Annotated in this window: 22 protein-coding genes and 1 tRNA gene; 10 read left to right on the top strand and 13 right to left on the bottom strand. The window is 55.9% G+C overall.

Translation table 11 applies throughout. The features are described 5' to 3' along the window. Positions 1-348: 348 nt before the first annotated feature. From EM595_RS16850 to EM595_RS16790, 12 genes are all read right to left on the bottom strand, one after another. Positions 349-711, bottom strand: a complete 363-nt coding sequence (locus tag EM595_RS16850; RefSeq protein WP_067434808.1) for a YibL family ribosome-associated protein — start codon at positions 709-711, stop codon at positions 349-351. A gap of 87 nt (positions 712-798) precedes the next feature. Beyond that, on the bottom strand, positions 799-1,332 hold the full coding sequence (locus EM595_RS16845; protein ID WP_067435593.1) for an MltR family transcriptional regulator: 534 nt from the start codon (positions 1,330-1,332) through the stop codon (positions 799-801). A gap of 80 nt (positions 1,333-1,412) precedes the next feature. Then, the gene (gene mtlD, locus EM595_RS16840) at positions 1,413-2,561 is read right to left on the bottom strand and encodes a mannitol-1-phosphate 5-dehydrogenase (RefSeq protein WP_067434805.1); all 1,149 of its coding nucleotides are present in this window, start codon (positions 2,559-2,561) and stop codon (positions 1,413-1,415) included. A gap of 91 nt (positions 2,562-2,652) precedes the next feature. Further along, on the bottom strand, positions 2,653-4,590 hold the full coding sequence (locus EM595_RS16835) for a PTS mannitol transporter subunit IICBA (RefSeq protein ID WP_067434802.1): 1,938 nt from the start codon (positions 4,588-4,590) through the stop codon (positions 2,653-2,655). Positions 4,591-5,030: 440 nt separating this feature from the next. After that, on the bottom strand, positions 5,031-5,747 hold the full coding sequence (locus EM595_RS16830; RefSeq protein ID WP_067434799.1) for a DUF3053 domain-containing protein: 717 nt from the start codon (positions 5,745-5,747) through the stop codon (positions 5,031-5,033). Positions 5,748-6,948: 1,201 nt separating this feature from the next. Then, complete coding sequence (locus EM595_RS16820) at positions 6,949-8,550, bottom strand: gamma-glutamyltransferase family protein (protein ID WP_067434793.1); 1,602 nt, start codon at positions 8,548-8,550, stop codon at positions 6,949-6,951. Between the two features lie 16 nt (positions 8,551-8,566). Further along, complete coding sequence (locus EM595_RS16815) at positions 8,567-9,442, bottom strand: ABC transporter permease (RefSeq protein WP_067434790.1); 876 nt, start codon at positions 9,440-9,442, stop codon at positions 8,567-8,569. A 2-nt stretch (positions 9,443-9,444) separates the two neighbouring features. Beyond that, entirely contained in the window at positions 9,445-10,386 is a 942-nt protein-coding gene (locus EM595_RS16810) for an ABC transporter permease (protein ID WP_067434787.1), read from the bottom strand. Between the two features lie 15 nt (positions 10,387-10,401). Then, positions 10,402-11,916: an ABC transporter substrate-binding protein gene (locus EM595_RS16805; RefSeq protein ID WP_173645385.1), complete on the bottom strand. Its 1,515-nt coding sequence runs from the start codon at positions 11,914-11,916 to the stop codon at positions 10,402-10,404. Positions 11,917-11,920: 4 nt separating this feature from the next. Next, complete coding sequence (locus EM595_RS16800; protein WP_067434785.1) at positions 11,921-12,994, bottom strand: ABC transporter ATP-binding protein; 1,074 nt, start codon at positions 12,992-12,994, stop codon at positions 11,921-11,923. Next, positions 12,991-13,998 carry an ABC transporter ATP-binding protein gene (locus tag EM595_RS16795; protein ID WP_067434782.1) on the bottom strand — a complete coding sequence of 336 codons (1,008 nt, stop codon included), beginning with the start codon at positions 13,996-13,998 and terminating at the stop codon, positions 12,991-12,993. The genes EM595_RS16800 and EM595_RS16795 overlap by 4 nt, the downstream gene beginning before the upstream one ends. After that, a complete protein-coding gene (locus tag EM595_RS16790; protein WP_067435589.1) occupies positions 13,995-14,702 on the bottom strand; it encodes a FadR/GntR family transcriptional regulator in 708 nt (235 codons plus the stop codon). Before EM595_RS16790 ends, EM595_RS16795 begins: the two co-directional genes overlap by 4 nt. A 545-nt stretch (positions 14,703-15,247) precedes the next feature. Here EM595_RS16790 and EM595_RS16785 point away from each other — a divergent pair. Next, positions 15,248-15,544, top strand: a complete 297-nt coding sequence (locus tag EM595_RS16785) for an HTH-type transcriptional regulator (protein WP_067434779.1) — start codon at positions 15,248-15,250, stop codon at positions 15,542-15,544. Positions 15,545-15,607: 63 nt separating this feature from the next. On the opposite strand, the gene EM595_RS16780 is transcribed toward EM595_RS16785, so the two are convergent. Continuing rightward, positions 15,608-16,192, bottom strand: a complete 585-nt coding sequence (locus EM595_RS16780) for an HD domain-containing protein (RefSeq protein ID WP_067434776.1) — start codon at positions 16,190-16,192, stop codon at positions 15,608-15,610. 62 nt (positions 16,193-16,254) lie between these two features. Here EM595_RS16780 and EM595_RS16775 point away from each other — a divergent pair, with 62 nt between their 5' ends. The 9 genes from EM595_RS16775 to dppB all read left to right on the top strand — a co-directional run bounded on the left by EM595_RS16775 (position 16,255) and on the right by dppB (position 25,745). Next, positions 16,255-16,713, top strand: a complete 459-nt coding sequence (locus tag EM595_RS16775) for a MarR family winged helix-turn-helix transcriptional regulator (protein ID WP_067434773.1) — start codon at positions 16,255-16,257, stop codon at positions 16,711-16,713. 82 nt (positions 16,714-16,795) lie between these two features. Next, positions 16,796-17,224 carry an organic hydroperoxide resistance protein gene (locus tag EM595_RS16770; protein WP_067434770.1) on the top strand — a complete coding sequence of 143 codons (429 nt, stop codon included), beginning with the start codon at positions 16,796-16,798 and terminating at the stop codon, positions 17,222-17,224. A gap of 130 nt (positions 17,225-17,354) precedes the next feature. Next, the gene (locus tag EM595_RS16765) at positions 17,355-17,969 is read left to right on the top strand and encodes a hypothetical protein (RefSeq protein WP_067434765.1); all 615 of its coding nucleotides are present in this window, start codon (positions 17,355-17,357) and stop codon (positions 17,967-17,969) included. An 11-nt stretch (positions 17,970-17,980) separates the two neighbouring features. Beyond that, complete coding sequence (locus EM595_RS16760) at positions 17,981-18,592, top strand: cytochrome b/b6 domain-containing protein (protein WP_067434762.1); 612 nt, start codon at positions 17,981-17,983, stop codon at positions 18,590-18,592. Beyond that, positions 18,585-19,334: a molybdopterin-dependent oxidoreductase gene (locus tag EM595_RS16755; RefSeq protein WP_067434759.1), complete on the top strand. Its 750-nt coding sequence runs from the start codon at positions 18,585-18,587 to the stop codon at positions 19,332-19,334. Before EM595_RS16760 ends, EM595_RS16755 begins: the two co-directional genes overlap by 8 nt. Positions 19,335-19,566: 232 nt before the next feature. Next, positions 19,567-21,255, top strand: a complete 1,689-nt coding sequence (eptB, locus tag EM595_RS16750; RefSeq protein WP_067434756.1) for a kdo(2)-lipid A phosphoethanolamine 7''-transferase — start codon at positions 19,567-19,569, stop codon at positions 21,253-21,255. 116 nt (positions 21,256-21,371) lie between these two features. Further along, a tRNA-Pro gene (locus EM595_RS16745) sits at positions 21,372-21,448 on the top strand. A 1,499-nt stretch (positions 21,449-22,947) separates the two neighbouring features. After that, on the top strand, positions 22,948-24,558 hold the full coding sequence (gene dppA / locus EM595_RS16740; protein WP_067434753.1) for a dipeptide ABC transporter periplasmic-binding protein DppA: 1,611 nt from the start codon (positions 22,948-22,950) through the stop codon (positions 24,556-24,558). A gap of 167 nt (positions 24,559-24,725) precedes the next feature. Next, positions 24,726-25,745: a dipeptide ABC transporter permease DppB gene (gene dppB / locus EM595_RS16735; RefSeq protein ID WP_067434750.1), complete on the top strand. Its 1,020-nt coding sequence runs from the start codon at positions 24,726-24,728 to the stop codon at positions 25,743-25,745. Positions 25,746-25,753 lie beyond the last annotated feature (8 nt).

Raw genomic sequence — 25,753 nt, 5'->3', positions numbered from 1 at the left:
TTAAACGGCTCACGATAAAATAAATAACGTTTACGCAGTGAATAAATAGATTTTAAACGGAAGGGTTGGGCGCAGGTAAATAAACGTCAGCGATTTTTTGTTGCAACATAATAACCGTGCAGCACGATTTTCATATTTGACTTAACGATCTGCTCGTTAATAGCATTAACCTTATTTTCATTACGAACTTTTATTTAAATCAAATTTTGTTATGCCGATAAAAGCGGCGCGATAAAATCGTACATTAAGTAAGGCTGATGATATTAACGGCTGGAGTAGCAGGGCAAAGATAACAGCGGCGGTAATGAACCTGTGCGGCGGGCGCACAGGTTTACCCGAAATGCGGACTCAGAACGCCTTTTTAGCGTAGCCGGTCATTTCGGTCAGGCCCATCTCACGTCCCAGCGCGGTCATCGGATGAACCACGATCAGGCCACGGGCCGTTTTCTTCAGCGTGCCCATATCGGCCTGCTCTTTTTTGGTGATGGCACGGCTGAACGGCATCTGCTGCAGCTTCTGTGCTTCTTTGCTCAGCTTCTGCACGCGAACGCCTTTGAGGCGTTCAATTTCAGCCAGCAGCTTATCTTTCTCTCTCAGCAGCTCGCCCAGCTTTTCGGCATCGCCCGCGTCGAGCAGCGGCTGCTCTTTATGGTTCAGGGCGTCGAGCTGGTCGCTCAGACGTTTGATTTCAGCTTTTTCCTGCTCTTTCATGTTGACCACTCATTCGTTGACTGCGGCAAAGGATACACGAAAAGCGGCCGCGATGCGCATCAGCGACCCGCTTCTTTCTACATGCCCTTAGCTGCCAGGTTTTTTGAACGTCTGCTTCAGGCTGATGCGTGAAATGAGCTCGGTCAGCGACAGCACCATGGTGGAGCGTACTACCTGCTGATAACGCTGCTGCTGCATTGCGCGCAGCATCTCGTCATCGCCCGAGAGGGCAGGGGCCTGCGGCCAGGCAGCCACGCAGTGCAGTTCGCCAAAGGGTCCGAGGATCTCATCATCCACAAAGCGATAGTCGCTGTGATCGTGATTCAGCTCCTCACGCAGCGCCATCAGCAGTTCGCAATCTTCATATTCGCCACGGCTGATAATGCCCAGGCCGTAAATCAGTTTCAGGCGCACCGACAGCTCGCCAAGCGGGCCATCGCCCAGCAGCAGCGGTTCGACGGCATATTTTACCGCGTAATCATCCTTGCGAAAAACCTGAAGCACCAGCCCGTTGACGGCTTCACTGAGCAGATCCACCGCCGCGATCAGGAAGCTTCGCACCGAGCGACCGGCGTTCAGGCGTTCAAGCACCTGGTTTTCAAAAGCTTGCTTCTCTTCCATTGTGGCCTGCGTATCTGTCGTGACGCTGATGGGCACGGTGTCACCGTGCCCTTGCTGCCGTGCGGTAAAAAGTCTCTGCATCAGGCGGTAGCGTTATACGCCTTTACCGCTGCGCTGACCACTTCACTTTGCGCATCGAGGCCGGAAATCTGTGCCAGCGTGGCCTGCACGCCCTGTTTTTCCAGCAGCGTGGCCAGTTCCTGCGCCTGCGGATCCTGATCGCTACGATAGTGCAGGGCGGCGGCAATACCTTTGACCAGATTGTCGTGCGGCAGCTGATATTCCAGTGTGCCGAGCGTCGGCTTGATCAGGCGATCGCCCGCGCTGAGCTTACGCAGCGGCTGACGGCCCACGCGCTCAACGTCATCTTTCAGGTAAGGATTTTCAAAGCGGCTAAGGATTTTCTGAATGTAGGCAGCATGCTTCTCTGCATCAAAGCCGTAGCGCTTGATCAGCACCGCGCCGCTCTCTTCCATTGCGCCCTGAACCACCGCGCGAATCTGACCATCCAGAATGGCATCACGAATGGTTTGATGACCCGCCTGCTGACCCAAATAGGCGGTGATCGCGTGGCCGGTGTTAAGAGTGAACAGCTTGCGCTCAACAAAGGCCATCAGGTTATCGGTCAGCTCCATGCCGGCAATCGCCGGTGGCTCGCCAACGAACTGGGTTTTATCGACGATCCACTCGCTGAAGGTTTCCACCGTGACTTCCAGCGGATCGCTGCTGTCCGCTGCGGACGGCGGCACGATGCGATCCACGGCGGAATCCACAAAGCCAATGTTCGCCTCCAGCCAGCTGTGATACTGCTCTGGCAGCGCCTTCAGCACATGCTGTTTCAGCTGACTGGTGCCGCGCACCATATTTTCGCAGGCGATGATATTCAGCGGGCGTGCGTTGCCTTCTTCGTGGCGTTTAATCAGGCCTTTGGCCACGCTGGCGGCAATGCGCTCAAGGATTTGCGGGCCTACCGCGGTGGTCAGCAGATCCACCTCGGCGATTAAATCGATGATCTCATCGCTGGTGCTGTTCACCGCGCTGACGTTACGTACCGTCTCCACCTTCGCCTGCTCGCCGACAACATGTACCGGATATTCATGGCGGGCGTTAAGCGCATCAAGCACCGCCTGATTCACGTCGGCAAACACCAGCTCAACGCCGGCATCCGCCAGTAACTTGCCAATAAAACCGCGGCCAATGTTACCGGCACCAAAATGCAAAGCTTTCATAATTTTCTCGACCCTTCTAATGACAATGGGGCGGGCACACCCGACCCGAAATGGGGCCGGGCATACCAGCCCCAGGGAAAATTCAGTGCGATCAGGCTTTCGTGGTGCTGCCCGAGAGCAGATCCAACACTTCCTGCACGCTGGTGGTTGAGGCAAGTCGCTCAATCACGCTGTCATCGTCAAGCGCATTGGTCAGGCTGGTAATGACCTGAATGTGCTCGTTATTACGGGCGGCAATGCCAATAACCAGACGGGCAATGTCATCTTCATCTTCGCCGAAACGCACGCCCTGCGGATACTGACAGAACACCACGCCGGTTTTTAGCACGCGATCTTTGGCTTCCACGGTGCCGTGCGGCACGGCAATGGATTCGCCAAGATAGGTTGGCGTCAGTTTTTCACGCTCCAGCATCGCCTCAACGTATTCCGGCTGCACGTAGCCGCCTTTCACCAGCTGTTCGCCAGCAAAGCGAATTGCCTGCTCTTTATGCGTAGCGGAAAGGCCGAGGAAGACGTTGTTTTCGCCCAGCTTAAACAGGTGTGCGTTGCTGGTATCGTAACTGTCGCTCAGCGCGCTGTTAACCTTTTCGCGATGCCCGGCGCTGCGGCTTGCATCAACCAGACGCTGCGTCAGGTTGTTGTAAAGGTTGCTGTCGAGGAAGTTATTCAGCGAAATGTGCTGGGCCTGGGGTGCCTGACGCATTGCACGCTCGGTGAGATCGCGATGGGTAATCACGATATCCACGTCGCCGGGCAGGGCGTTGATGGCGGTGTTCGTGACCGAAATCAGCGTCAGTCCTGCGTCCTGCACTTTCTTACGCAGCACGCCCGCACCCATGGCGCTGGAACCCATGCCCGCGTCACAGGCCACGATGATTTTACGCACGTGGCTCAGGTCGCCATTCATCGCATCAGCCGATGCAGGCACAGCGGCGGTGCCGGCCTGGCCTTTGGACTGCGCTTTCATGTCATGCATACGCTGCGTTGCTGCTTCGATATCGTCTTCGTCTTTCACCTTGCTGGTTTTGAGCAGAATGGCAGAAACCACGAAGGAGACCGCAAAGGCGGCGGCAATCGCTGCAATATTGGCGAAGTAGGCGCCTTTTGGCGTCATCGCCAGCACCGCCAGGATAGAACCCGGTGAGGCAGGAGAAACCAGACCACCGTTCAGCAGCGTCAGCGTAAACACGCCGGTCATGCCGCCAAGAATTACCGCCAGCAGCAGACGTGGACTCATCAGCACATAAGGGAAGTAAATTTCGTGGATACCTCCGAGGAAGTGGATGATTGCCGCGCCGCCAGCAGACTGTTTCGCGCTGCCACGACCAAAGAACATGTAGGCCATCAGCACGCCCATACCCGGGCCCGGGTTCGCTTCGATCAGGAAGAAGATCGATTTGCCCGCTTCGCTCGCCTGCTGAATGCCCAGCGGTGAGAAAATACCGTGGTTGATGGCGTTGTTCAGAAACAGGATTTTTGCCGGTTCGACAAAGATTGAGGTCAATGGCAGCAGGTTATTCTGCACCATCAGGTTAACGCCAGCCGCCAGAACGTGCGACAGGCCTTCAACCAGCGGACCAATGGCGAGAAACGCCAGGATAGCCATCAGCATGCCGATAATGCCGGCGGAGAAGTTGTTGACCAACATCTCAAAGCCGCTTTTGATTTTGCCGTCGATAACGCGGTCAAAGCTCTTAATCGCCCAGCCGCCCAGCGGGCCTGCAATCATCGAACCGAGGAACATTGGCATGTCGGCGCCGACGATCACGCCCATGGTGGTAATGGCACCCACCACACCGCCACGGTCGCCACCGACCAGACGACCACCGGTGAAGCCGATCAGCAGCGGCAGCAGGTAGGTGATCATCGGACCCACCAGCTTCGCCAGCGTTTCGTTTGGAATCCAGCCGGTTGGAATAAACAGCGCGGTGATGATGCCCCATGCGATAAACGCACCGATATTTGGCATCACCATATTACTCAGAAAGCGACCAAAGCTTTGTACTTTGACCTTCACTGATGAGGACATAGAACTCACCCCTTAATTGGTACGCGCTGACCAGTCAGGGAGCGCGCTATTTTTGTTGAGACATGACGGCAAAGAGCCGTTCAGCTGTATGCAGGCGGACTCTAGCACGCCAAATTGTTACTGCGTAGTGAGGTGGCTATGTGTGATCCAGATCACTCAGTTAGACGGGGGATGGGGGTATTTTTAGTGACTTGGATCACAAAAAAGAGGCGACTGTCTAATGTTTTGTCTGTAAATTAATCAGTGAATGACCTTTTATGTGATCTTTATCACACCATCAAAAGCAGCACTTGTTGCATAAATGTGATATTGATCACAATCTTTTTTTGGTCAAAAATGCGGCAGATCACACTTCTTTTGTGGAAGAGACGTAAAGCAACATAGGATGAAAGTTCGGACCAGAGAAAACAGGGGATGACGAACGTCATCCCCGAAAGGCATTACTGCCAGGTACCCTGCACGGCGGCTTGCGCCTGCGGCAGCGCCTGAGCTTTGGCCGCCAGGTTGCTCATTAAGGTGTTGTACTGCGTGGCCTGATCCTGCGTCGGGAACTGCACGCCATTGTTATCAAAGGAAACGCGCGTACCCTGCTGCTGCAGGAAATCACCGGTTTGTACTGCCTGCTGGCTCAAATCCTGCAGCGAAGGCAGCAGAGGAATCAGCGCATTAGCGGGCTGAGTCACCACTTTGTTATAGACGTTGTTGTAAACCGTTTTGAGATCGTCTGGCTGCTTCAGTGCGGCTTTGCTGCTGTCTGCCTGCATTTTGGCGCTTTGAATCTGCTGGGTCAGCACGTTCAGCGAACCGCTTGCCTGACGCAGCGCATCACGACGGGTCAGATAATCCTGCGGTACACGGATTGCCGCCAGCTCATCAACAACCGGCTTCATGCCGTTATCAACGGCCTTATTCACTTCCTGAGCAAAACCATAAATGATGGCGTAATCACCTGCATAAGGGCCAAAACGCTGTTTTTGGTCTTCGCTCAGACCAGGCAGATGTTCACCGCTGCGCATCACGGTATTTTGTAGAAAATCGATAAAGGCTTTCCGTTGATCGCCTTCTTTATCGCCGCAACCCACCAGTTGTAGGGCGAAAAAAAGTACGGCCAACGGCATAAAAAAACGGGTCCAGACGCGGGAAATTCCTGACGTCATAGCTGCAACTCCTGTCAGTGAAAGGGAATTTTACTGCTTTTGATTAGTGGTACTAAAGCATAGAGGGACGGGAGAGGTTTGTGCAAGCGGAGTCGGTGCGCGGTGGGCAGCCTTTTTGTCTTGCAGACGGGCTTTTCAGGTCAAGGTCTTTAAGGTCAACGTCTTTAAGGTCAACGGCCATTTCGTTCTGCCTGAAGGCAGCCCGAGCAGAGCCGGCAGTCGCCCCGGCCCTGCACCCGCGCTATCCGGCAAACACAATCGCCCACTTCGTGGGTACCCTCAGCAAAAGCGTTTTCCTGACGGACCATGCGCGATGCGCTCCCGGCTCAGCGCGCCCTCTCGCCGCATCCCTGCGGCTCACCCTGGAAAACGCTTTTCCCTCGGCGTTTGTGATGCCTCTTAAAGGTCAAAACCCAGGTCAAGGTCAACGGCGATTTCGTACAGGCTAAAGCCTGCCCGAGCAGGGCCGGCAGTCGCCCCGGCCCTGCACCCGCGCTATCCGGCAAACACAATCGCCCACTTCGTGGGTACCCTCAGCAAAAGCGTTTTCCTGACGGACCATGCGCGACGCGCTCCCGGCGCGGCGCTTATTCTCGCCGCATCCCTGCGGCTCGCCCTGGAATACGCTTTTCCCTCGGCGTTTGTGATGCCTCTTAAAGGTCAAAACCCAGGTCAAAACCAAACAAACTAAAAGCAAAGTCTTAAATAAAACCCAAACCCAAACCTTAATCCCTCTCTTTGTTCCGACCTTTTAAGCTTCAGGCATTGAGCATTGGCTTTAGATTTTGGGTTGGGTTTTTATTTTGGATTCCTGTCTAAGTGTTTTGGGTTTTGACCTGGGTTTTGACCTTGAGGAGGCATCACCACCGCTGAGGAGGTAAACATTTTAGGATGTCCCGCCATGGATGGCGGGACAAGGGAGCGTTGAGCTTGGAGCGAATCGCGAGCGGTCCGTGAAGAAATGTGAACCGACGAAGGTACCCGCCTGCGGCGGGCGGTTGTGTTTGCCGGATAGCCGGGGTGCAGGGGCGGGGCGACTGCCGCCCCTGCTCGGGCTGCCCGAAGGGCAGAACGAAATGGCCGTTGACCTGGCCTTTAAGCGGGCTGCCTGCAAGGCAGAACGAAATGGCCGTTGACCTTAAAGACATTGACCTTAAAGACATTGACCCTAAAAGCCCGCCTGCAAGGCAAAACGCCCCCTTTAGTACACCAGTGCCTGCCCATCTTTGCGACTCTCGGTAGCCGCAATATAAAATCCCTGCGGATCGCGCACTATCGCCTGTGCGCCGCCGAAATTGTACGACTGCAACGGATCTTCCAGCACAATGTTATGGCCCATTGCGCGCAGGGCAGCGATCGTATTGCGATCCAGTGAAGGCTCGACGATCACTTCGCGACCGGCCACGACGCGCCAGCGTGGCGCATCGATCGCCGCCTGCGGATTCTGTTTGTGCAGCATGATGCGCAGCGCCAGTTGTAGATGACCCTGCGCCTGCATCGGCCCGCCCATTACACCGAATGACATTAATGGCTGACCGGCTGCGTCGAGAGCAAAGGCGGGAATAATGGTATGGAAAGCGCGCTTGCCGCCAGCCACCACGTTGGGATGCCCCTGATCCAGTGCGAAGCCTGCGCCGCGGTTTTGCATGCTGATACCGGTGCCTGGAATCACCACGCCAGAGCCAAATCCCATGTAGTTGGACTGAATAAACGACACCATCATGCCGCTGGCATCCGCGGTGGCCAGATACACGGTGCCACTTTGCGTCGGAGCGCCAAAGGTAAAATCGCCCGCCCGATCGGGATTGATCAGCGCCGCACGGCTTTTAAGGTACTCATCGCTGAGCAGATGCGCTGCCGGAAACTCCAGATGATCTTCATCGGCGACGTAACGTTGGAGATCGACCAGCGCCAGCTTCATCGCCTCGATGGAGAGGTGCAGCCAGGGTACGGAATCGGGCGTATAGCGGCCAATATCCCACTGCTCAAGAATGCCCAGCGCAATCAGCGTGGCGATGCCCTGACCGTTGGGCGGCAACTCATGCACCGAGCCACCGGCAAAAGGCCGTGACAGCATGTCGACCCAGTCGGCGCGATGGTTTTTCAAGTCTTCCAATGTCAGCGCGGCGTTGTGTTCACGGGCGAAGGCGGCGATTTTTTCCGCCAGCTCACCCCGATAAAACGCCTCGCCGTTGGTGGCGGCAATTTTTTCCAGCGTGGCAGCCTGATCGGGATTACGGAACAGCTCGCCAATCGCCGGTGGACGACCCTGCGGCGCAAAGCAGGCGCTGAAGCCCGGCTGATCCTTCAGCTTCTGATAGCCGCGCTGCCAGAGCTGGCCAATCAGCGGCGAGACCGGAAAACCGTTGCGCGCATACTCAACGGCGGGCTGCACCAGCGTGGTCAGCGGCAGCGTGCCAAACTTTTCCGCCAATGCGACCCACGCCGATACCGCGCCGGGCACGGTGACCGCATCCCAACCCAGCTCGGGCATGGCGTCGAGATGGGCAAAGGTTTGATGCTGCCAGGCCGCCGGAGCACGGCCTGATGCGTTGAGTGCATGCAGCTTTTTGCCATCCCAGACGATAGCAAACGCGTCGCTGCCGATGCCGTTGCCGGTGGGTTCCACAACGGTCAGCGCCATGGCGGTCGCCACCGCGGCATCTACCGCATTGCCGCCCTGTTGTAGCATGCGTATGCCCGCCTGCGCCGCCAGCGGCTGTGAGGTCGCTACGGCGTTATGCCCCATCATTGGCGCGCGCCAGGAGGCGTAAGCCGACAGATAATCCAGTTCTCCACTCATCGCGGTTCCTTAATAGTCAGTCATTGCGCGGATCAAGCGCATCACGTAATCCGTCGCCCAGCAGGTTGAAGCCCTGCACGGCAAGAAAAATGGCGACGCCCGGAAAAATCGACATCCACGGCGCCTGTTCAAGATAGCCTTTGGCGGTGTTCAGCATGGCGCCCCAGGAGGGGTTTGGCGGCTGCTGACCAAGACCGAGAAAAGAGAGGCTCGCTTCGGTAATGATGGCAGAGGCGATGGCCAGCGTGGCCTGCACCAGAATCGGCGACATCACGTTAGGCAGCACGTAACGCAGCACAATCCAGCGGTCCGGCAGCCCGATGGCCCGTGCACCCTCAATATATTCTTCATTGCGAATAGCGATCACCTGACCGCGGGTCAGACGGGCAAAAATCGGCATCGCCGACAGGCCGATAGCGATCATCGCGTTGCCAAGGCTGGGTCCGAGAAACGCGCCCAGCGCGATGGCGAGAATCAAAAAAGGACAGGCAAGCAGCGCTTCAATAAAGCGTGAAATCACGCCGTCCCAGATTCCCTGCCAGTAGCCAGCAATCAGCCCAAGCGGCACGCCGATCAAGATAGCGATCAGCACAGAGACGCAACCGGCCATCAGCGAGGTGCGCGCTCCCCAAATCAGCCGCGATAACATGTCGCGTCCCAGCTCATCGGTGCCTAACCAGTAGAGTTCCGAAGGCGGCTTGCGCACCGCCAGAAAGTTAGCTTTGATCGGATCAAAAGGCGCGAGCCAGGGCGCCAGCAGCGCCAGCGCGACAAACAGCAGCACGATAATGGCACCGGCCATCGCGCTTTTGTTGTGCAGAAATTTTTTCAGCACCCGATTTTCCGCTTTTCGCAGCGGCGCGGCCTCACCGGCGGTTAAGACTTCGCTCATTGTCAGCCTCGCATTTTCGGGTTAATCAACACATAGAGCACGTCGGCCAGCAGATTAAGCAGCAAAAAGCCGATCGCCACCACCAGCACCACGCCCTGCACCACGGCATAATCGCGGTTGAATACCGCATCAACGATCATCTTGCCGAAGCCGGGCAGGGTAAAAACCTGCTCGGTCAACACCGCTCCCCCCAGCAGCTCGCCGAACAGCAGCGTAGTCAGCGTGATCACCGGCACCAGCGCGTTGCGAAAGGCATGCTTGAAAATCACCCGTTTTGGCAGCAAGCCTTTGGCGCGTGCGGTGCGGATATAGTCAGCCTGCAACACGCCAATCATCGCGGCGCGTGTGTGGCGCATCAGAGTGGCGGCCAGTCCGGTACCCAGCACCAGCGCTGGCAGCAGCAGGGTGGTCAGGTTTTGTCGCACGCCTTCACTGAGCGGCACGTAGCCAGAGGCGGGCAGCCATTGCAGATGCACCGAAAACAGCAGAATAAGCAGAATGCCGAGCCAAAAATGCGGCACTGAAATACCGGACAGCGCCACAAAGTTGGTGGTGTGATCGACCCAGCTGTCTTTGCGCACCGCCGCGACAATACCCATTGAAATACCCACCAGCAGCGCGACCAGCATCGCCAGCAGCGACAGTTCCAGCGTCACCGGCAGCTTGCTGGCGATCAGCGCGGTCACCGGCTCTTTGGTGCGCAGCGAGATGCCTAAATCTCCCTGCAACGCGTTACCGATCCAGTGCAGATACTGTAGCGGAATCGGATCGTTCAGATGATATTCCGCCCGCAGTTGGGCAATCACCGCCGGATCGCGCTCTTCGCCCGCCATCGCCAGCACCGGATCGCCCGGCAGGAGCTTTTGCAGAGCGAAGACCATCATGCTAACCAGCAGCAGTGTAGGAATCGCCAGCAGCAGACGTTTACCGATCAATTCAAGCATCAATGCACCTCATCATCAGGGAGCCAGAGTGACACCGGCAAGGCGAACCAGACCATCTGGCCAGGCCTTGAAGCCCTGCAGCTTTTTGCTCATGCCGAAGATGCGTGGCTCAAAATAGAGATACGCGATCGGCATGTCGGTTTGCAGCTGATTCACCACGTCGTTGTAGCGCGTCTGGCGGGCCGCAGTGTCGTTGGTGCGGCGGGCTTCGCTGAGCCAGCTGTCTACCTGCGCATTGCTGTAGTGCCCGTCATTGAGCGTACCCTTGCTGTTAATAAAGGCGTAGATGCTGCCGTCAGGATCGGGACGACCTGACCAACCCGACAGGCTGAGCTGAAAATCGCCACGCTGCTGGCGATCGAGCAGGCTGGCGAATTCGCTCATCTCCAGATTGACGTTGAATCCCGCCTCGCTGGCCATTGCCTGAATCACCTGGCCGACCTGCTGCGCGGTGGGATTATTGGTGACCAGCAGCGTAACGTTGAGTGGCGTTTTCACCCCTGCGGCCTGCAACAGCGCTTTGGCTTTTTCAACGTTGCGCGGTGCCACCGGCAGTTTGACATGGTACGGGCTGACCGGAGAGAAGGCCTGATTGGCCGGGGTATATAAGCCTTCAAACACCACCTGATTCAGCGCATCGCGATCGATAGCCAGTGAGAATGCCTGACGAACGCGCGCATCTTTCAGCGGGCTGTTGGCGTCCACTTTGCCGTTGGCGATGTTAAAGGTAATGCCCTGATACCCCAGGCCGGTGACTTTTGCCATGCTCAGACGCGCATCGCCCTGCAGGGTTTTGACATCGCTGGCGGCGATGCCCTCGGTGAGATCGAGATCGCCGGCGCGCAGGTTGGCGAGGCGTACCGAGGCGTCAGGAATTGGCAGGAAAATCACCTTGTCGAAATGATAGGCCGCCTTGTTCCAGTAGCCTTCATAGCGCTTCAGCACGATACGATCCTGCTGTACGCGGCTGTCGAACTGATAGGGGCCGGAACAGACCGGATGGGTGACAAAATCTGCTTTGCCCGCCGCCTGCGGTGCCAGCATGGCGCCAGCACGATCGGTCAGCTGGCTGAGCAGCGCAGCATCGGGGGTTTTCAGGTGAATCTTCACCTGCAACGGGCCGCTGACCTCAACGCTTTCCACCGACGAAAGCTCGCTTTTACGCAGCGAGCCAGGCAGCGTCAGCGCGCGTTCGAGGTTGAACTTCACCGCGCTGGCATCGAACTTCTCGCCGTCGTGAAAGGTGACGCCTTCGCGCAGATTCATGGTCAGGGTTTTCCCCTCATCGCTCCATGCCCAGCTGGTGGCCAGGCCGGGAACCACCTGCAACTTCTCATCGATATCAACCAAACGATCGCACATCGCGGCAAACACAAAGCGTCCGTAATAGGTGCGCGCCAGATGGGGATCGAGCATATCGGGATCGGCACCGAGACCAATGCGGATCACGCTTTCCGCCTGCGTCTGGGCACTGGCACCAAGCAACATCAGGCCGCTGAGGGCGGTTAACAGAGAATGGCGAAGCTTCATCAGGTTATTTCTCCACAGAGTTAAGGGTAACGGCCCGCTCAAACAGGGCGCGGCGACGCAAAAAATTGGCGGAAGGCGGCGCCAGCGTAATGACGCTGCGGTCGCGGTTAATCTCCTGCCAGCGATGGCAAGCCACCTGGCGCCCGCCCGGTAAAATCTGGTTGATTGGCTCCAGCCGACGACACTCGTCGGTCGCCCACGGACAGCGAGTATGAAAACGGCAGCCGGAAGGCGGTGCGGCGGGATTGGGCAGATCGCCCTGCAGCATCGGCACCGTACGGCTGGCACCGGGCTGCAATTGCGGCGCTGAGGCGATCAGTGCCTGGGTATAAGGGTGCAGCGGCGCATCAAAAATCTCTTCGACGCTGGCCAGCTCGACAATTTGCCCGAGATACATCACCGCCACGCGATCGCTCATGTGGCGAATCACCGCCAGACCGTGCGCCACGATGATTAACGTCAGGCCAAACTGCTGTTTTAGCCCTTCAAGCAGATTGACCACCTGCGCCTGCACCGAGACGTCCAGCGCCGATACCGGCTCATCGCCGAGCAGCAGTTTGGGGCCGGAGGCGAGCGCCCGGGCAATGCCGATGCGCTGCCGCTGGCCGCCGGAAAACTCATGCGGATAGCGCTGCGCCCAGGCGGCGGGCAGGCCAACGGTACGGAGTAATTCATGCACTCGCTCACGCCGCGCCTCGCGAGAGAGCGATTCATGCAGCCAGAGGGGTTCACCAACAATCGACTCCACGTTCATGCGTGGATTGAGTGAGGCAAAGGGATCCTGAAAGATGATTTGCAGTTCGCGCCGCAGCTGGTTGAGACGGGCGCCGCTGGCCTGGGTGATCGCCTCGCCCTGATAAAAAACGTCGCCCTGACTGGCGGTGAGCAGGCGCAACAGCAGGCGGCCCAGCGTCGATTTGCCGGAGCCAGATTCTCCGACTATCGCCAGCGTTTCGCCTGCCCGCACCTGCAATGAAATACGATCCACCGCCGTAACCTGGCTGGTGCGGTGAAACAGCCGCGGCGGGCCGGAAAAGGTTTTGCTCAGATCGCGACATTCCAGAATAGGGATGCTCATGCACGCTCCTCCAGCGACAGATGATGTTCCAGCGGCGCGCGAAAACAGGCGACCTGATGCGCCACGCCAATATCCTGCAGCGGCGGTCGCGCCTGATGACAACGCATTTCCGCAAACGGGCAGCGGGTGGCAAAACGGCAGCCCGCAGGCATCTGTTCCGGTAACGGCACGCTGCCCGGAATGGTGGCCAGATCGCCGTGGCGCGCGCCGTTGCCGGGAATCGAGGCCATCAGGCCGATGGTGTACGGATGCTGGGGATCGTTGAAAATGGCTGCGACATCGCCGGTTTCCACCACCTGCCCGGCGTACATCACCGCCACGCGCTGTGCCACTTCGGCGACCACGCCGAGATCGTGCGTAATCATCAGCACCGCGGTGCCGGTTTCAGCTTTCAACCGGTTTAATAACGCCAGGATCTGCGCCTGAATGGTGACGTCGAGTGCGGTAGTTGGCTCATCAGCAATCAGCAGCTGCGGGCGGTTAATCAGCGCCATGGCGATCATAATGCGCTGGCGCATGCCACCGGAAAGCTGATGCGGATAGGCTTTCAGCCGCATCTCTGCTGCCGGTATCTGCACCTTGTGCAGGATCTCCAGCGCCGCGGCCATCGCCTCACGACGACTGACCTGGCGATGACGCATCACCGCCTCGCTGAGCTGATCGCCAAGAGTGAACGCCGGATTGAGCGAGGTCATCGGCTCCTGAAAAATCATCGCCAGCTGGTTGCCGCGCAGATCGGCGTAACGTCGCGGGCTAATGTGGCGGAGATCCTCGCCAGCAAAGCGCATTTCACCCTCAAGAATGGTGGCGCTGGCCGGGAGCAAACCCATCAGCGCCAGAGACGTGATGCTTTTGCCGCAGCCCGATTCGCCAACCAGCGCCAGGGTTTCGCCGGCCTGCACGCTAAGCGAAATGTTGTCGAGCACGGTAACCGGTGAGCCACGAAACTGTACGCGTAGCTGGTTGATGGTCAGCACCGGGGCAGCGTGCGGGGAAAGCGTCATGTCAGATCCTCCTGCTGATGAATGGCTTCCATCAGCGCCTGCTGCAACGCCAGTAAATGCTCGCGCATCGCCGCGGCGGCGGCGGCCGGTTCACGACGAGCGATATGCGTCACCAGCTGATGATGATGATTGTCGTAGTTGTCGAGACGCGCTGGCGTGCGGGCGCGGATACGCAAATGCTGCCAGCCCGGATCGCGACGCACGGCATCAATGGCGTCAAACAGGCTGAGCATCAGTCGGTTACCTGCTGCTTCGGCAATGGCGCGGTGAAAGGCGCTGTCCCACAGCTCATGCTGATCGCCATCGCTAAGGCTGATGTCATGCATGCGCTCTTTCAGGCGTTGCAGCAGGGCAATTTGCTCACGTGTGGCGCGCAGTGCCGCCAGTCGCGCCAGGCCCGGTTCCAGCTGCAGGCGCGCTTCCATCACTTCCAGCAGGTTCGACTGCTGCGGCAAACCCTGCAAAATCAGCGGCTGAACCGGGGCAGCGGGGCCGACAAAGGTGCCCTTGCCCTGTTTGCGCCAGATGCGACCCTCTTCTTCCAGTACGTCCAGCGCCCGACGCAGCGCCCTACGGCCGACACAAAAGCGTTCGGTAAGCTCGCGTTCGCCTGGCAGCGCCACTTCTGGCGTCTTTTCATGTTGCAGGATCAGCTGACGTAGCTTTTCCAGCGCAGAGCTGGAACTTACAGCAGAATCACCCAGAATTGGTTCGCTCACTTTTTCACCTTTGCCCGCCAATCCGACGGCACGCATCACAGAGTTGATGAGGATAAGAGAGGCAATATCCGAACCAATCTGGAAGTGGTTCAGGAAAATAGCGGAGAAATTTTCGTTAAGGATTGATTAACAAGGCTTTTTAATTTATCGCGTCACCATCGGTAATTTTTCCGCAGCAAAATGCGAGAAAAAGGTGCCTTTTTCTGGTGCAGGCTGCTGCAAAAAGAGGCAGAGAACTGATGCGATTCAGCGCTAGCTCTTTGATGTAAATGGGAATATTTTCAGGCATGGAAATTGCTAGCTGTTCTGTCGGGTGAAGGGGGGTTGGCAGGCCAGAAAGCAGGATCAAAAAATAGTCAAAAAAGCTCAGGCAAAAAATAATTCTTCATCTAATAATTAGGATCCCGGTTTGTTGTTGTGATGCTCCTCTCTTTTTTACGGGCTCCACCATTCCGGCTTTTGGGCCTGGCCCTCAGGCCCCCACCTCTGTCTCTTTCGCGTGGTACATAGTGAGTTTTAAGGAGTTCTCTATGGAGTTTAAAGACCCAATGGGTGAACTGCTCAGCAGCCTTGAGCAGATAGTTTTATCGCGTGACACAATCAAAGTGGCTCCTGCTCTCCAGGCCCAGCCTGAAATCGTGCCTGAACCACAGCGTTTGCGTGAACTGACCGGCATGAAAATTGACGAGTTTGCTCGTGTGATGGGCGTTACGGTTTCCTCAGTGAAGAAGTGGGAAACCAGCCAGTCGAAGCCTTCGGCTACCGCACGCAAACTGATGCAGCTGTTGCATGCCAACCCGCGCCTCGGCCAGCAGTTGCTGGAATAAAGCAAAGTAACCCGCCGCTGGCGGGTTATTGTTTTGTGGCGCACGCCAACTCAGCCCCGTGAATTAACGATACTTTCCTTCCTGTTTTGCAAACCAACTCTCCGGCACGTTATAAGGCGGCTCTCTGAGCTGGGCAATGCCACGTTCAATTATCGTTGACGCCTGCTGCCACAGCGTTTCATCGCCCGCTTTCAGCAGGTCGATCTGCACGCGCTTTTCCACCAGATAAATCCGCGCAAAATGCGGGTCGAACTGCACGATGGCACGCGTATTGTCGATGATGTCCGCCAGCTTGATGGTCTGCGCCTGTGGCGATGCCTCCGCGGTATGCCGGAAATGCGCCACCTTACGCGCCGCGCGATTTTTCGCTTTTGGCTGTGTGGTGTCGGTTAACATGCCCACCAGCCGGGCAACCTCCGCGCCAAAGAAATTTTCAATGTCGGCCAGCGTACTGCCGGTATCTTCCACCGTGTCGTGCAGCCACGCGGCGGCCAGTTGATGCTCATTATCCGTGACGCTGCGCACCAGCTCGACCACGGCAGCAGGATGCACAATATAAGGTTCATCGGTATATTTCCGCCGCTGACCCGCTTCAGCATGCACGGTAGTGGCGTATTGCCGCGCCTGCTCTTCCAGAGAATCTTTCATTATTACCCTTCCCGGTAAAAAATAGTTTGCAATTATGTAGTGCGCTATCTATATTTTCTTTCATGACGACATCTCAAGATGACAAAAAAGAACAAGGCGCGCCACTGCTGCTCGATCAGCAGCTCTGTTTCGCGATTTACAGCGCGAATCTGGCGATGCATAAAGTGTACCGTCAGCTGCTACTGCCGCTGGAGATCACCTATCCGCAATATCTGGTGATGCTGGTGCTGTGGCAACAGGATGATATTACGGTGTCGGAAATTGGCGAACGGCTGTTTCTGGATTCCGCCACGCTGACGCCATTGCTGAAAAGACTGGAAGCGGCCGGACTGTTGAATCGCCAGCGTTCGCGTCGCGATGAGCGGCAGGTGGTTGTCACGTTAACCGCCAAAGGCCAGGCGCTGAAAACAGAGGCGCAGGCGATTCCGCAGGCGGTGCAGTGCGCATCCTCCTGTGATATCGACACCATCAGCACGCTGAAGGCGCAGCTTGATATGTTGCGCGATAACTTAAATCGATAACGCTGCCAGCGTGGCCGCGTCATCATCTTCCTTAATCATGTAAATCGCTCGCGATTGAATCGCGTATAAAAGAGGATTCACCATGTCATTAGAAAAAGTTGTTTATACCGCAGAAGCAAAAGCCACCGGCGGCCGTGACGGACGCGCGACCTCCTCTGACGGCGTGCTGGACGTGAAGCTGGGCGTGCCAAAAGAGATGGGCGGCGCGGGCGGCGAAGCCACTAACCCGGAACAGCTGTTTGCTGCGGGTTATTCTGCGTGTTTCCTCGGTGCCATGAAGTTTGTTGCTGGCCGCGACAAAATCACCCTGCCGAAAGAGGCGTTTATTGAAGGCAAAGTGGGTATTGGCCCAATCACAACCGGTTTCGGTATTGAAGTTGAGCTGGATATTCACCTGCCGGGCATGGACGAAGCGGAAGCGAAAAAGCTGGTTGATGCAGCGCATATCGTTTGCCCTTACTCTAACGCCACCCGTGGCAACATCGATGTGACCCTCAATATCAAAAATTGATGATCGCGCGGGCCGGTTCGCCGGTCCGCTACCGTTTTATCGTTACGTTTAAATACACTCTTTGCACCCCGCTTTATCCGCCTTTGCCTACGCTTAACGCACACATCTCTTTCTCTTTCCGGAGTTTTTTATGATGCATCCTTTCCGTGCGCTGGTACTCGGCTCGCTGTTCGCCACCTTTGGTGCTGCCGCCGTGCCTGCCGATCAGGTGATTAAGCCGACTCGCGGCACCATTGACCAGTTCAACGGCCATACGTTGCAGCTGACCACTCGCCAGGGCGAAAAGCTCAGCGTCGACGTGACCGATAAAACGCGCGTTAACAGCGTCAGCAAAGCGCAGATGAGCGACATCAAACCCGACAGCTTTATCGGCACCGCCGCGGTACCACAGCCTAACGGCACGCTGCGCGCGCTGGAAGTTCACGTTTTTGCACCCTCGCTGCGCGGCAGCGGTGAAGGCTTCAACCCGTTTGAATCCGCCGATGGCAAGGTCAATACCATGACCAACGGCACCGTAGGTAAACTGGTAAACAGCCAGGGCCGTACTCTGACGGTCAAATATGGTGATAAAGCCAAAACCGTTAACGTGCCGGACGATGTGCCCGTGGTATTGATTGAGCCAGGTAACACCTCGCTACTCAAGCCAGGCACTAAAGTGGTGCTGTTTGGTCAGAAAGGCGACGATGGCAAGCTGGTTGCGCGTGGCATTTCTGCCGGTAAAGATGGCTTAACACCGCCAATGTAAAGAGTGCGCCTGTGAAGAGAGATCGCCAACATAGCTGGCCTGTTCGCCTGTGCCACTGGCTCAACGTGCTGGTGATGGTGCTTATGGTCATGAGCGGGTGGGGCATTTATAACGCCTCGCCACTGTTTGATTTTTCCTTTCCAGCCTGGCTGACTCTCGGCGGCTGGCTGGGTGGGCACATCGCCTGGCATCTTGCGGTAATGTGGCTGCTGGCAGGCAACGCGCTGCTCTACCTGATCTGGGGTGTGAGCAGTGGGCATTTCCGGCGCGATTTCTTCTCCTTTACGCCGCGCCAGCTGGTTATTGATGGCTGGCAGGCGCTGCGCGGCAAATTACACCATACGCCAGGCCGTTATAATGCGGTGCAAAAGCTGATGTATGTCGGCGTGCTGGTGGTGGGATTTCTGCTGGTGCTGTCAGGGCTGGCGATCTGGAAGCCGGTGCAGCTCAGCGGGCTGGTGGCGCTGATGGGCGGCTTTGACATCGCCCGTTACGTGCACTTTTACTGTATGGCCGCCGTGCTGCTGTTTGCGCTCATTCACGCAATCATGGTGCTGCTGGTCCCCAAAACGCTGGTGGCGATGATCACCGGTGGGCGAAAAGAGGAACATCAGGATGGCTGACAATCGGCCGCTGGAGCCCGATCAGCGTAAACAGCTGATCAATTTACAGCGCCGCATGCTGTTGCGCGGCGGCCTGACGCTGGGTGCGGTTTCTATGCTTACCGGCTGTAATCTGCAGGATGGCGACAGCGTAGATCGCGCCCTGTGGGCGATGTCACGCTGGAACGATCGCGTGCAGGCGTGGCTGTTCAGCGGTGACAAGCTGGCGCAAACCTATCGCCCCGATCAGATTACCCGGCCTTTTCGCTTCAACGCTTTTTATCCGGAATACAACGTGCCGGAGATTGACGTGCCTAACTATCGGCTGGAAGTCAGCGGCAAAGTAGCGAAACCCGCTTCCTGGACGCTGGAACAGCTGCAACGTCTGCCGCAGGACGATCAGATCACTCGCCTGATTTGCATTGAGGGCTGGAGCGCCATTGGCCACTGGCGCGGGGTGCCGCTGCGCACGCTGTTGCAGCAGGTGGGTGCCGATACCCATGCGCGCTATGTCGGCTTCAAATGCGACGACCGCTATTACTCCAGTCTGGATATGGCCACTGCGCTACATCCGCAGACTATTCTGGCCCTGGAATTTGATGGTAAACCGTTACCGCCCGATTACGGCTATCCGCTGCGACTGCGTGTGCCGACTAAGCTCGGCTTTAAAAATGCCAAGCACATCGCGGCGATTTTTGTCACCGATCAGAATCCCGGCGGTTACTGGGAAGATCAGGGCTATAACTGGTTCAGCGGCATCTAGTATAAAAATCACACAATTTACTCGCGACGATAACTATAATTCGCTGCGCGGCTGGCGTAATTATGTTCTACTGTGCCCTCTCAACGGCTGCGCTTCGCTTGTTAAGTCGTTCAGAATCCTCCTGTAACATGATTAACCTCGTTTAAACCACGGTTTGTGCGAACTCCGCCACCCTGACAGGGTCTGATAAGCGTTTACACGCTATGCGGCCACGTTGGGGAAAGAAGGTCAGATGAATTATATAAAAACGTTAACACAGCAAAAGCTGTCTCTTTTGCTGTCACTTTATATCGGTATTCTGTTGAATTTACCGATCTTTTACCGCCGATTTGATCCCTTTATTAGTAAATCAAACGCCACAGATTGGTTTTCCGCTGTGGCTGAAATCCTTGCCAGCGTCCTGTTACCTTTCTTCCTGATGCGCCTGTTGTCGCTGGGCGGCAAGCTGGTATGGCGCATACTGGCAACGGTTGTGGTACTGATTTCCGTTGCTGCCGCCTATTACATGGCCTTTTTCAACGTGGTCATTGGCTACGGGATTGTCGCATCGGTGATGACCACCGACGTCGATCTGTCGAAAGAAGTGATCGGCTTTCACTTTGTGCTGTGGATGGTGCTGGTCAGCGCGCTACCGCTGATGATGATTTGGATGAACAACCTGCGCGAAACGCTGTTTGAACAGCTGAAAACGCCGGGCAAACGTCTGAAGCCGCTGGTGATTTTGGCGCTGTCGGTTGCGCTGGTCTGGTTGCCGATTCGCTTCTTCGATAAGCTGCAAAAGACCAACGAAGAGATCACCAATATCGATCTGCCGAGCTACGGCGGCATCGTGGCGCACTCGTACCTGCCTTCTAACTGGCTGGCTGCGGTGGGCCTGTTTACCTGGACGCGCGTTCACGAGACGCTGGATGACCAGGAACTGCTCGATCCGGCGAAGAAATTCACCTATGTCGCGCCGCCAGGCATCGACGACACCTACGTGGTGTTTGTGATTGGTGAAACCACGCGCTGGGATCACATGGGTATTCTCGGCTATGACCGCGATACCACGCCGAAGCTGTCGAAAGAGAAGAACCTGGTAGCGTTCCGCGGCCAGTCATGCGATACCGCAACCAAGCTCTCGCTGCGTTGCATGTTTGTACGCGAAAACGGCACCATGGATAACCCGGGCCGCACGCTGAAAGAGCAGAACGTGTTTGCAGTGATGCGCGAGCTGGGCTTTACCTCCGAGCTGTTCGCCATGCAGAGTGAAGTCTGGTTCTACGATAATGCCAACGCCAATAACTTCTCTTTCCGTGAGCAGATTGGTTCAGAGAAGCGTAATCAGGGCAAAGCCGTTGACGATATGCTGTTGATTCCTGAGCTACAGGCATCCTTGCAGCGCTATCCGAAAGGCAAGCATCTGGTGGTCCTGCATACCAAAGGCTCGCACTATCTCTATTCGCAGCGCTATCCGCGTGACTTTGCGCGCTATAAGCCGGAATGTATGGGCGTGGATGATACCTGCAGCAAAGCGCAGTTGATCAATGCCTTTGATAACTCGGTGCTCTATACCGATACCGTGCTCGATAGCGTGTTTGATCAGCTGCGCGATAAGAAAGCCATTGTGTTCTATGCCTCCGATCACGGTGAATCGATCAGTGAAAACATGCACCTGCACGGTACGCCGCGTGAAATGGCACCGCCAGAGCAGTTTCGCGTGCCGATGATTGTTTGGGCATCTGACAAGTATCTGGAAGATAGCCATAACAAGAGCGCGTTCGAACGGTTACAGGCGCAGCAGCGCGTGGGTGCTACGCACCGTCACGTTGAGTTGTTTGATACCATTCTTGGCTGCCTGGGCTATACCTCACCGGATGGTGGCATTAAAGCTGCCAACAACTGGTGTCAGGCACCTGCCAGCGCACATAGCGGTAGCTAATGACTCTGCTGCCAATCGCCGCCGAAGCAGCAACAGCACGCTTTCCAGGCGATTGGCAGGCAAAGTATAAAAAGTCATTGACGCTCAAATAGCGGCGCAGTAACATGCGCCCGCATCGGCGAGTAGCGCAGCTTGGTAGCGCAACTGGTTTGGGACCAGTGGGTCGGAGGTTCGAATCCTCTCTCGCCGACCATATTTAAGAATAAGAAGCCCGCTTGAAAAAGCGGGCTTTTTTTCGTCTGGAATTTGAGTGGGGGTTGGTCTGGCCTGATGTAGGCGGCCGGCCTTTTAAAGTCAACGTCTTAAGGTCAACGTCTTAAGGTCAAAAGCTCTTTCGTACAGGCTAAAGCCTGCCCGAGCAGGGCCGGCAGTCGCCCCGGCCCTGCACCCACGCTATCCGGCAAACATAACCGCCCGCCAAAGGCGGGTGCCCTCAGCAAAATCCTTTTCCTGACGGACCAGGCGCGATTCGCTCCCGGCTCAACGCACCTTCTCGCCGCATCCCTGCGGCTCGCCCTGGAAAACGCTTTTGCCTCGGCGGTGGTGATGCCTCCTCAAGGTCAAAACCCAGGTCAAAACCACAACGACAAAAATCAAAAGCCAAAGCCAAAGCCAAAGCCACAACCAGAACCAGAACCAGAACCAGAACCAGAACCAGAACCAGAACCAGAACCAGAACCAGAACCAGAACCAGAACCAGAACCAGAACTCAAGCCAGAGCCAGAAAGGGCGAGAGCTGGAAAACAAGGTGGGGGAAATTGAGTGCAGATTGGGATCTTCGCTCAGGTGAGGCCAGGTAAAAAAAGGGAATGAAAAGGGATGAAAGGGGGGCGTAATGACAATCGCTTAAGAGCGGTTGCGGATTGGGTCATGCCGGAATGGCAAAAGGGTTGGTCGAGAGAGGCTGGTCGTTTTTGATGTAAATAAATAAGACAAGAAAACAACCATATAGCGCGATAATTTGCCGAAAATAGTGCTTATTACCAGAGGATTTTATTTTGTACCGACGTAAAGTCATTATTGATATCGCGCCGATGAACTATAAGAAAATCCTTTTTGCGCTCTTTAGTGTATTCCGTTAGGGGAACAGCAATACGCCATATTTAACCCTGCCAACCATCGCTGTTATTTTTGAGACGGTTTTTATTGCCTTGATGCTCCGCAGGCCTTGTCGGCTCTTCCTCGAACGCTTAATTCGCAGCGCATCCAACTTATGATCTTCCTCTCTGATTTGACTGTTTCTTATGCGAAAAGCGCAGCATATTTAGCTGAATGTTGTGCAAAACAGAGACGAAATCGGTCATAACATCGTCGTTTAGCCTTAATTTGAAATTGTTTTTTAGCAATGATAACCACTAGCTTATTGCTGGTTTGACCAGATTAATGGCTGCTTTAATGGCAACTTATTGAATTAATTTACTGGCAAATCATCTTTTCGCTTTTTTTTATGTTTGTTTGCACTTTCTCACACTCTGTGTAAATACCGTTGCGCCGTATTGACGTTAGTTGCAACTGTTGACAAATTGATGCGTCAATAAGGGTGCGAAAGCGGATTTATCTGACGGATTCGATTGCGTCAGTTTTTCATCACGTCAACCTCACATCCTCTCCTTGCACCGGCCGCATAAAAAAATCAGAGGTCGGGCAAATGCAACACGCACACAACAACACATCACACATTGGAGCATAAGCATGAGTAAATCCCTGGCTCAATCCAGGATGCTGAAGGTCGGTCTGAGCATGATTGCGATGACCGTAGCCGCAGGCGTTCAGGCTAAAACCCTGGTTTATTGTTCTGAAGGTTCACCTGAAGGCTTCAACCCACAACTGTTTACCTCCGGCACCACCTATGATGCCAGCTCACGTCAGATCTATAACCGTTTGGTGGAGTTCACGGTGGGTACTACCGAACTGCATCCGGCGCTGGCGGAAAAGTGGGATATTAGTGACGATGGCAAAACCTATACCTTCCACCTGCGTAAAGGTGTGAAATGGCAAACCACCAAAGATTTTAAACCGACGCGCGATTTTAATGCCGATGACGTCGTGTTTACCTTTGAGCGCCAGCTCGACAAAAACAACAAATATCACGGTGTTTCTGGCGGCAGCTACGAATATTTCGAAGGCATGGATATGCCGAAGCTGATCAGCAAAATCGAGAAGGTCGATGAAAATACCGTGCGCTTCGTGCTGACGCGTCCGGAAGCGCCTTTCCTGGCTGACCTCGGTATGGACTTCGCATCCCTGCTGTCAAAAGAGTACGCCGACAACATGCTGAAAGCCGGCACGCCGGAAAAAGTTGACCTGAATCCGGTCGGCACCGGGCCGTTCCAGCTGCTGCAGTACCAGAAAGATTCGCGCATCCTGTACAAAGCCAACGCCGACTACTGGGGCACCAAGCCAAAAATCGATCGTCTGGTGTTCTCTATTACACCTGATGCTTCCGTGCGTTACGCCAAGCTGCAAAAAGGCGAATGTCACGTGATGCCATATCCGAACCCGGCTGACATCGCGCGCATGAAGCTGGATAAAAACATCAATTTGTATGAGCAGGCGGGCCTGAACGTCGGTTACCTCTCTTATAACGTTGAGAAAAAGCCGCTGGATAATCTGAAGGTGCGCCAGGCGTTGACCATGGCGGTCAACAAAAAAGCGATCATTGAAGCGGTTTATCAGGGCGCCGGTCAGCCAGCGAAAAACCTGATTCCACCCACTATGTGGGGCTACAACGACGCGGTGCAGGATTATGCTTACGATCCTGAAAAGGCGAAGGCACTGTTGAAAGAAGCGGGCATGGCGGACGGTTTCACTATCGATCTGTGGGCAATGCCGGTACAGCGTCCTTACAACCCGAACGCGCGTCGTATGGCTGAGATGATTCAGTCTGACTGGGCGAAAGTTGGCGTGAAGGCGAAAATCGTGACCTACGAATGGGGCGAATACCTCAAGCGTGCGAAAGCGGGCGAGCATCAGACCGTTATGATGGGCTGGACCGGCGACAACGGTGACCCGGATAACTTCCTGGCAACGCTGTTCAGCTGTTCAGCCGCGAAAGATGGCTCGAACTACTCGCGCTGGTGTGACAAATCGTTTGAAGATCAGATTCAGCCAGCACGCGCCACCGCCGATCAGGCGAAGCGCATCGAGTTTTATAAGCAGGCTCAGGTTGTAATGCATGACCAGGTCCCGGCGCTGATGATCGCGCACTCAACGGTATACGAACCGGTCAGCAAGAAAGTCTCCGGCTATAAAGTAGATCCGCTTGGCGGCCACTACTTTGCTCAGGTAGACATTAAGGAATAATCCTGCTGCTTCCGGGGCGGCGCGAGTTGCCCCGGTTTTATCCCCTGTTTTACTGGAAACGGTAGAGACGCAGCCCATCTGCGTCGCGGTCGGGGCTACCCGATCGTCAGATGTAAGCAATAACTAACCTTGCGGCTACGGCTGCCTGGTCACGAGAGAAACGGATTATGTTGCAGTTCATACTCCGACGTTTGGGCCTTGTTATCCCAACGTTTATCGGTATCACATTACTCACTTTTGCATTTGTTCATTTAATCCCAGGCGATCCGGTATTGATCATGGCGGGTGAGCGCGGGATATCTCCCGAGCGTCACGCGCAACTGATGGCCCAACTGGGACTCGACCAACCACTATGGAAACAATATTTCAGCTATATCAACGGGGTGCTGCATGGCGACCTGGGGATTTCGCTGAAGAGTCGCATCCCGGTATGGGATGAATTTGTGCCTCGCTTCCAGGCGACGCTGGAACTCGGCTTCTGCGCGATGATTTTCGCCGTGGCCGTGGGTATTCCGGTGGGCGTACTGGCCGCGGTTAAACGCGGTTCTGTCTTCGATCACACCGCAGTAGGCATCTCACTGACCGGCTACTCCATGCCGATTTTCTGGTGGGGCATCATGCTGATCATGCTGGTTTCGGTGCAACTCAACCTGACGCCGGTTTCCGGCCGCGTGGGCGACACCGTTTTCCTTGATGATACGCAACCGCTTACCGGCTTTATGCTGATCGACACGCTGATTTGGGGGGAGCCAGGCGACTTCCATGACGCGGTCATGCACATGATTCTGCCGGCGATCGTGCTGGGCACCATCCCGCTGGCGGTGATTGTGCGCATGACGCGCTCATCGATGCTGGAAGTGCTGGGCGAGGATTACATCCGCACCGCGCGCGCCAAAGGGCTGTCGCGTATGCGCGTCATCATTGTGCATGCGCTGCGTAACGCGATGTTGCCGGTGGTCACGGTGATTGGTTTGCAGGTCGGCACGCTGCTGGCAGGCGCCATTCTGACCGAAACCATCTTCTCCTGGCCGGGCCTTGGCCGCTGGCTGATTGAAGCACTGCAACGCCGCGATTACCCGGTAGTGCAGGGCGGCGTGTTGCTGGTCGCGGTGTTGATTATCGTGGTTAACCTGTTGGTTGATCTGTTGTACGGCGTGGTCAATCCGCGCATTCGCCACAAGAAATAAGGGGGCAT

It is taken from the genome of Duffyella gerundensis, assembly GCF_001517405.1.
GTDB lineage: Bacteria > Pseudomonadota > Gammaproteobacteria > Enterobacterales > Enterobacteriaceae > Duffyella > Duffyella gerundensis.
This window is presented reverse-complemented; position numbering and strand designations above follow the sequence as displayed.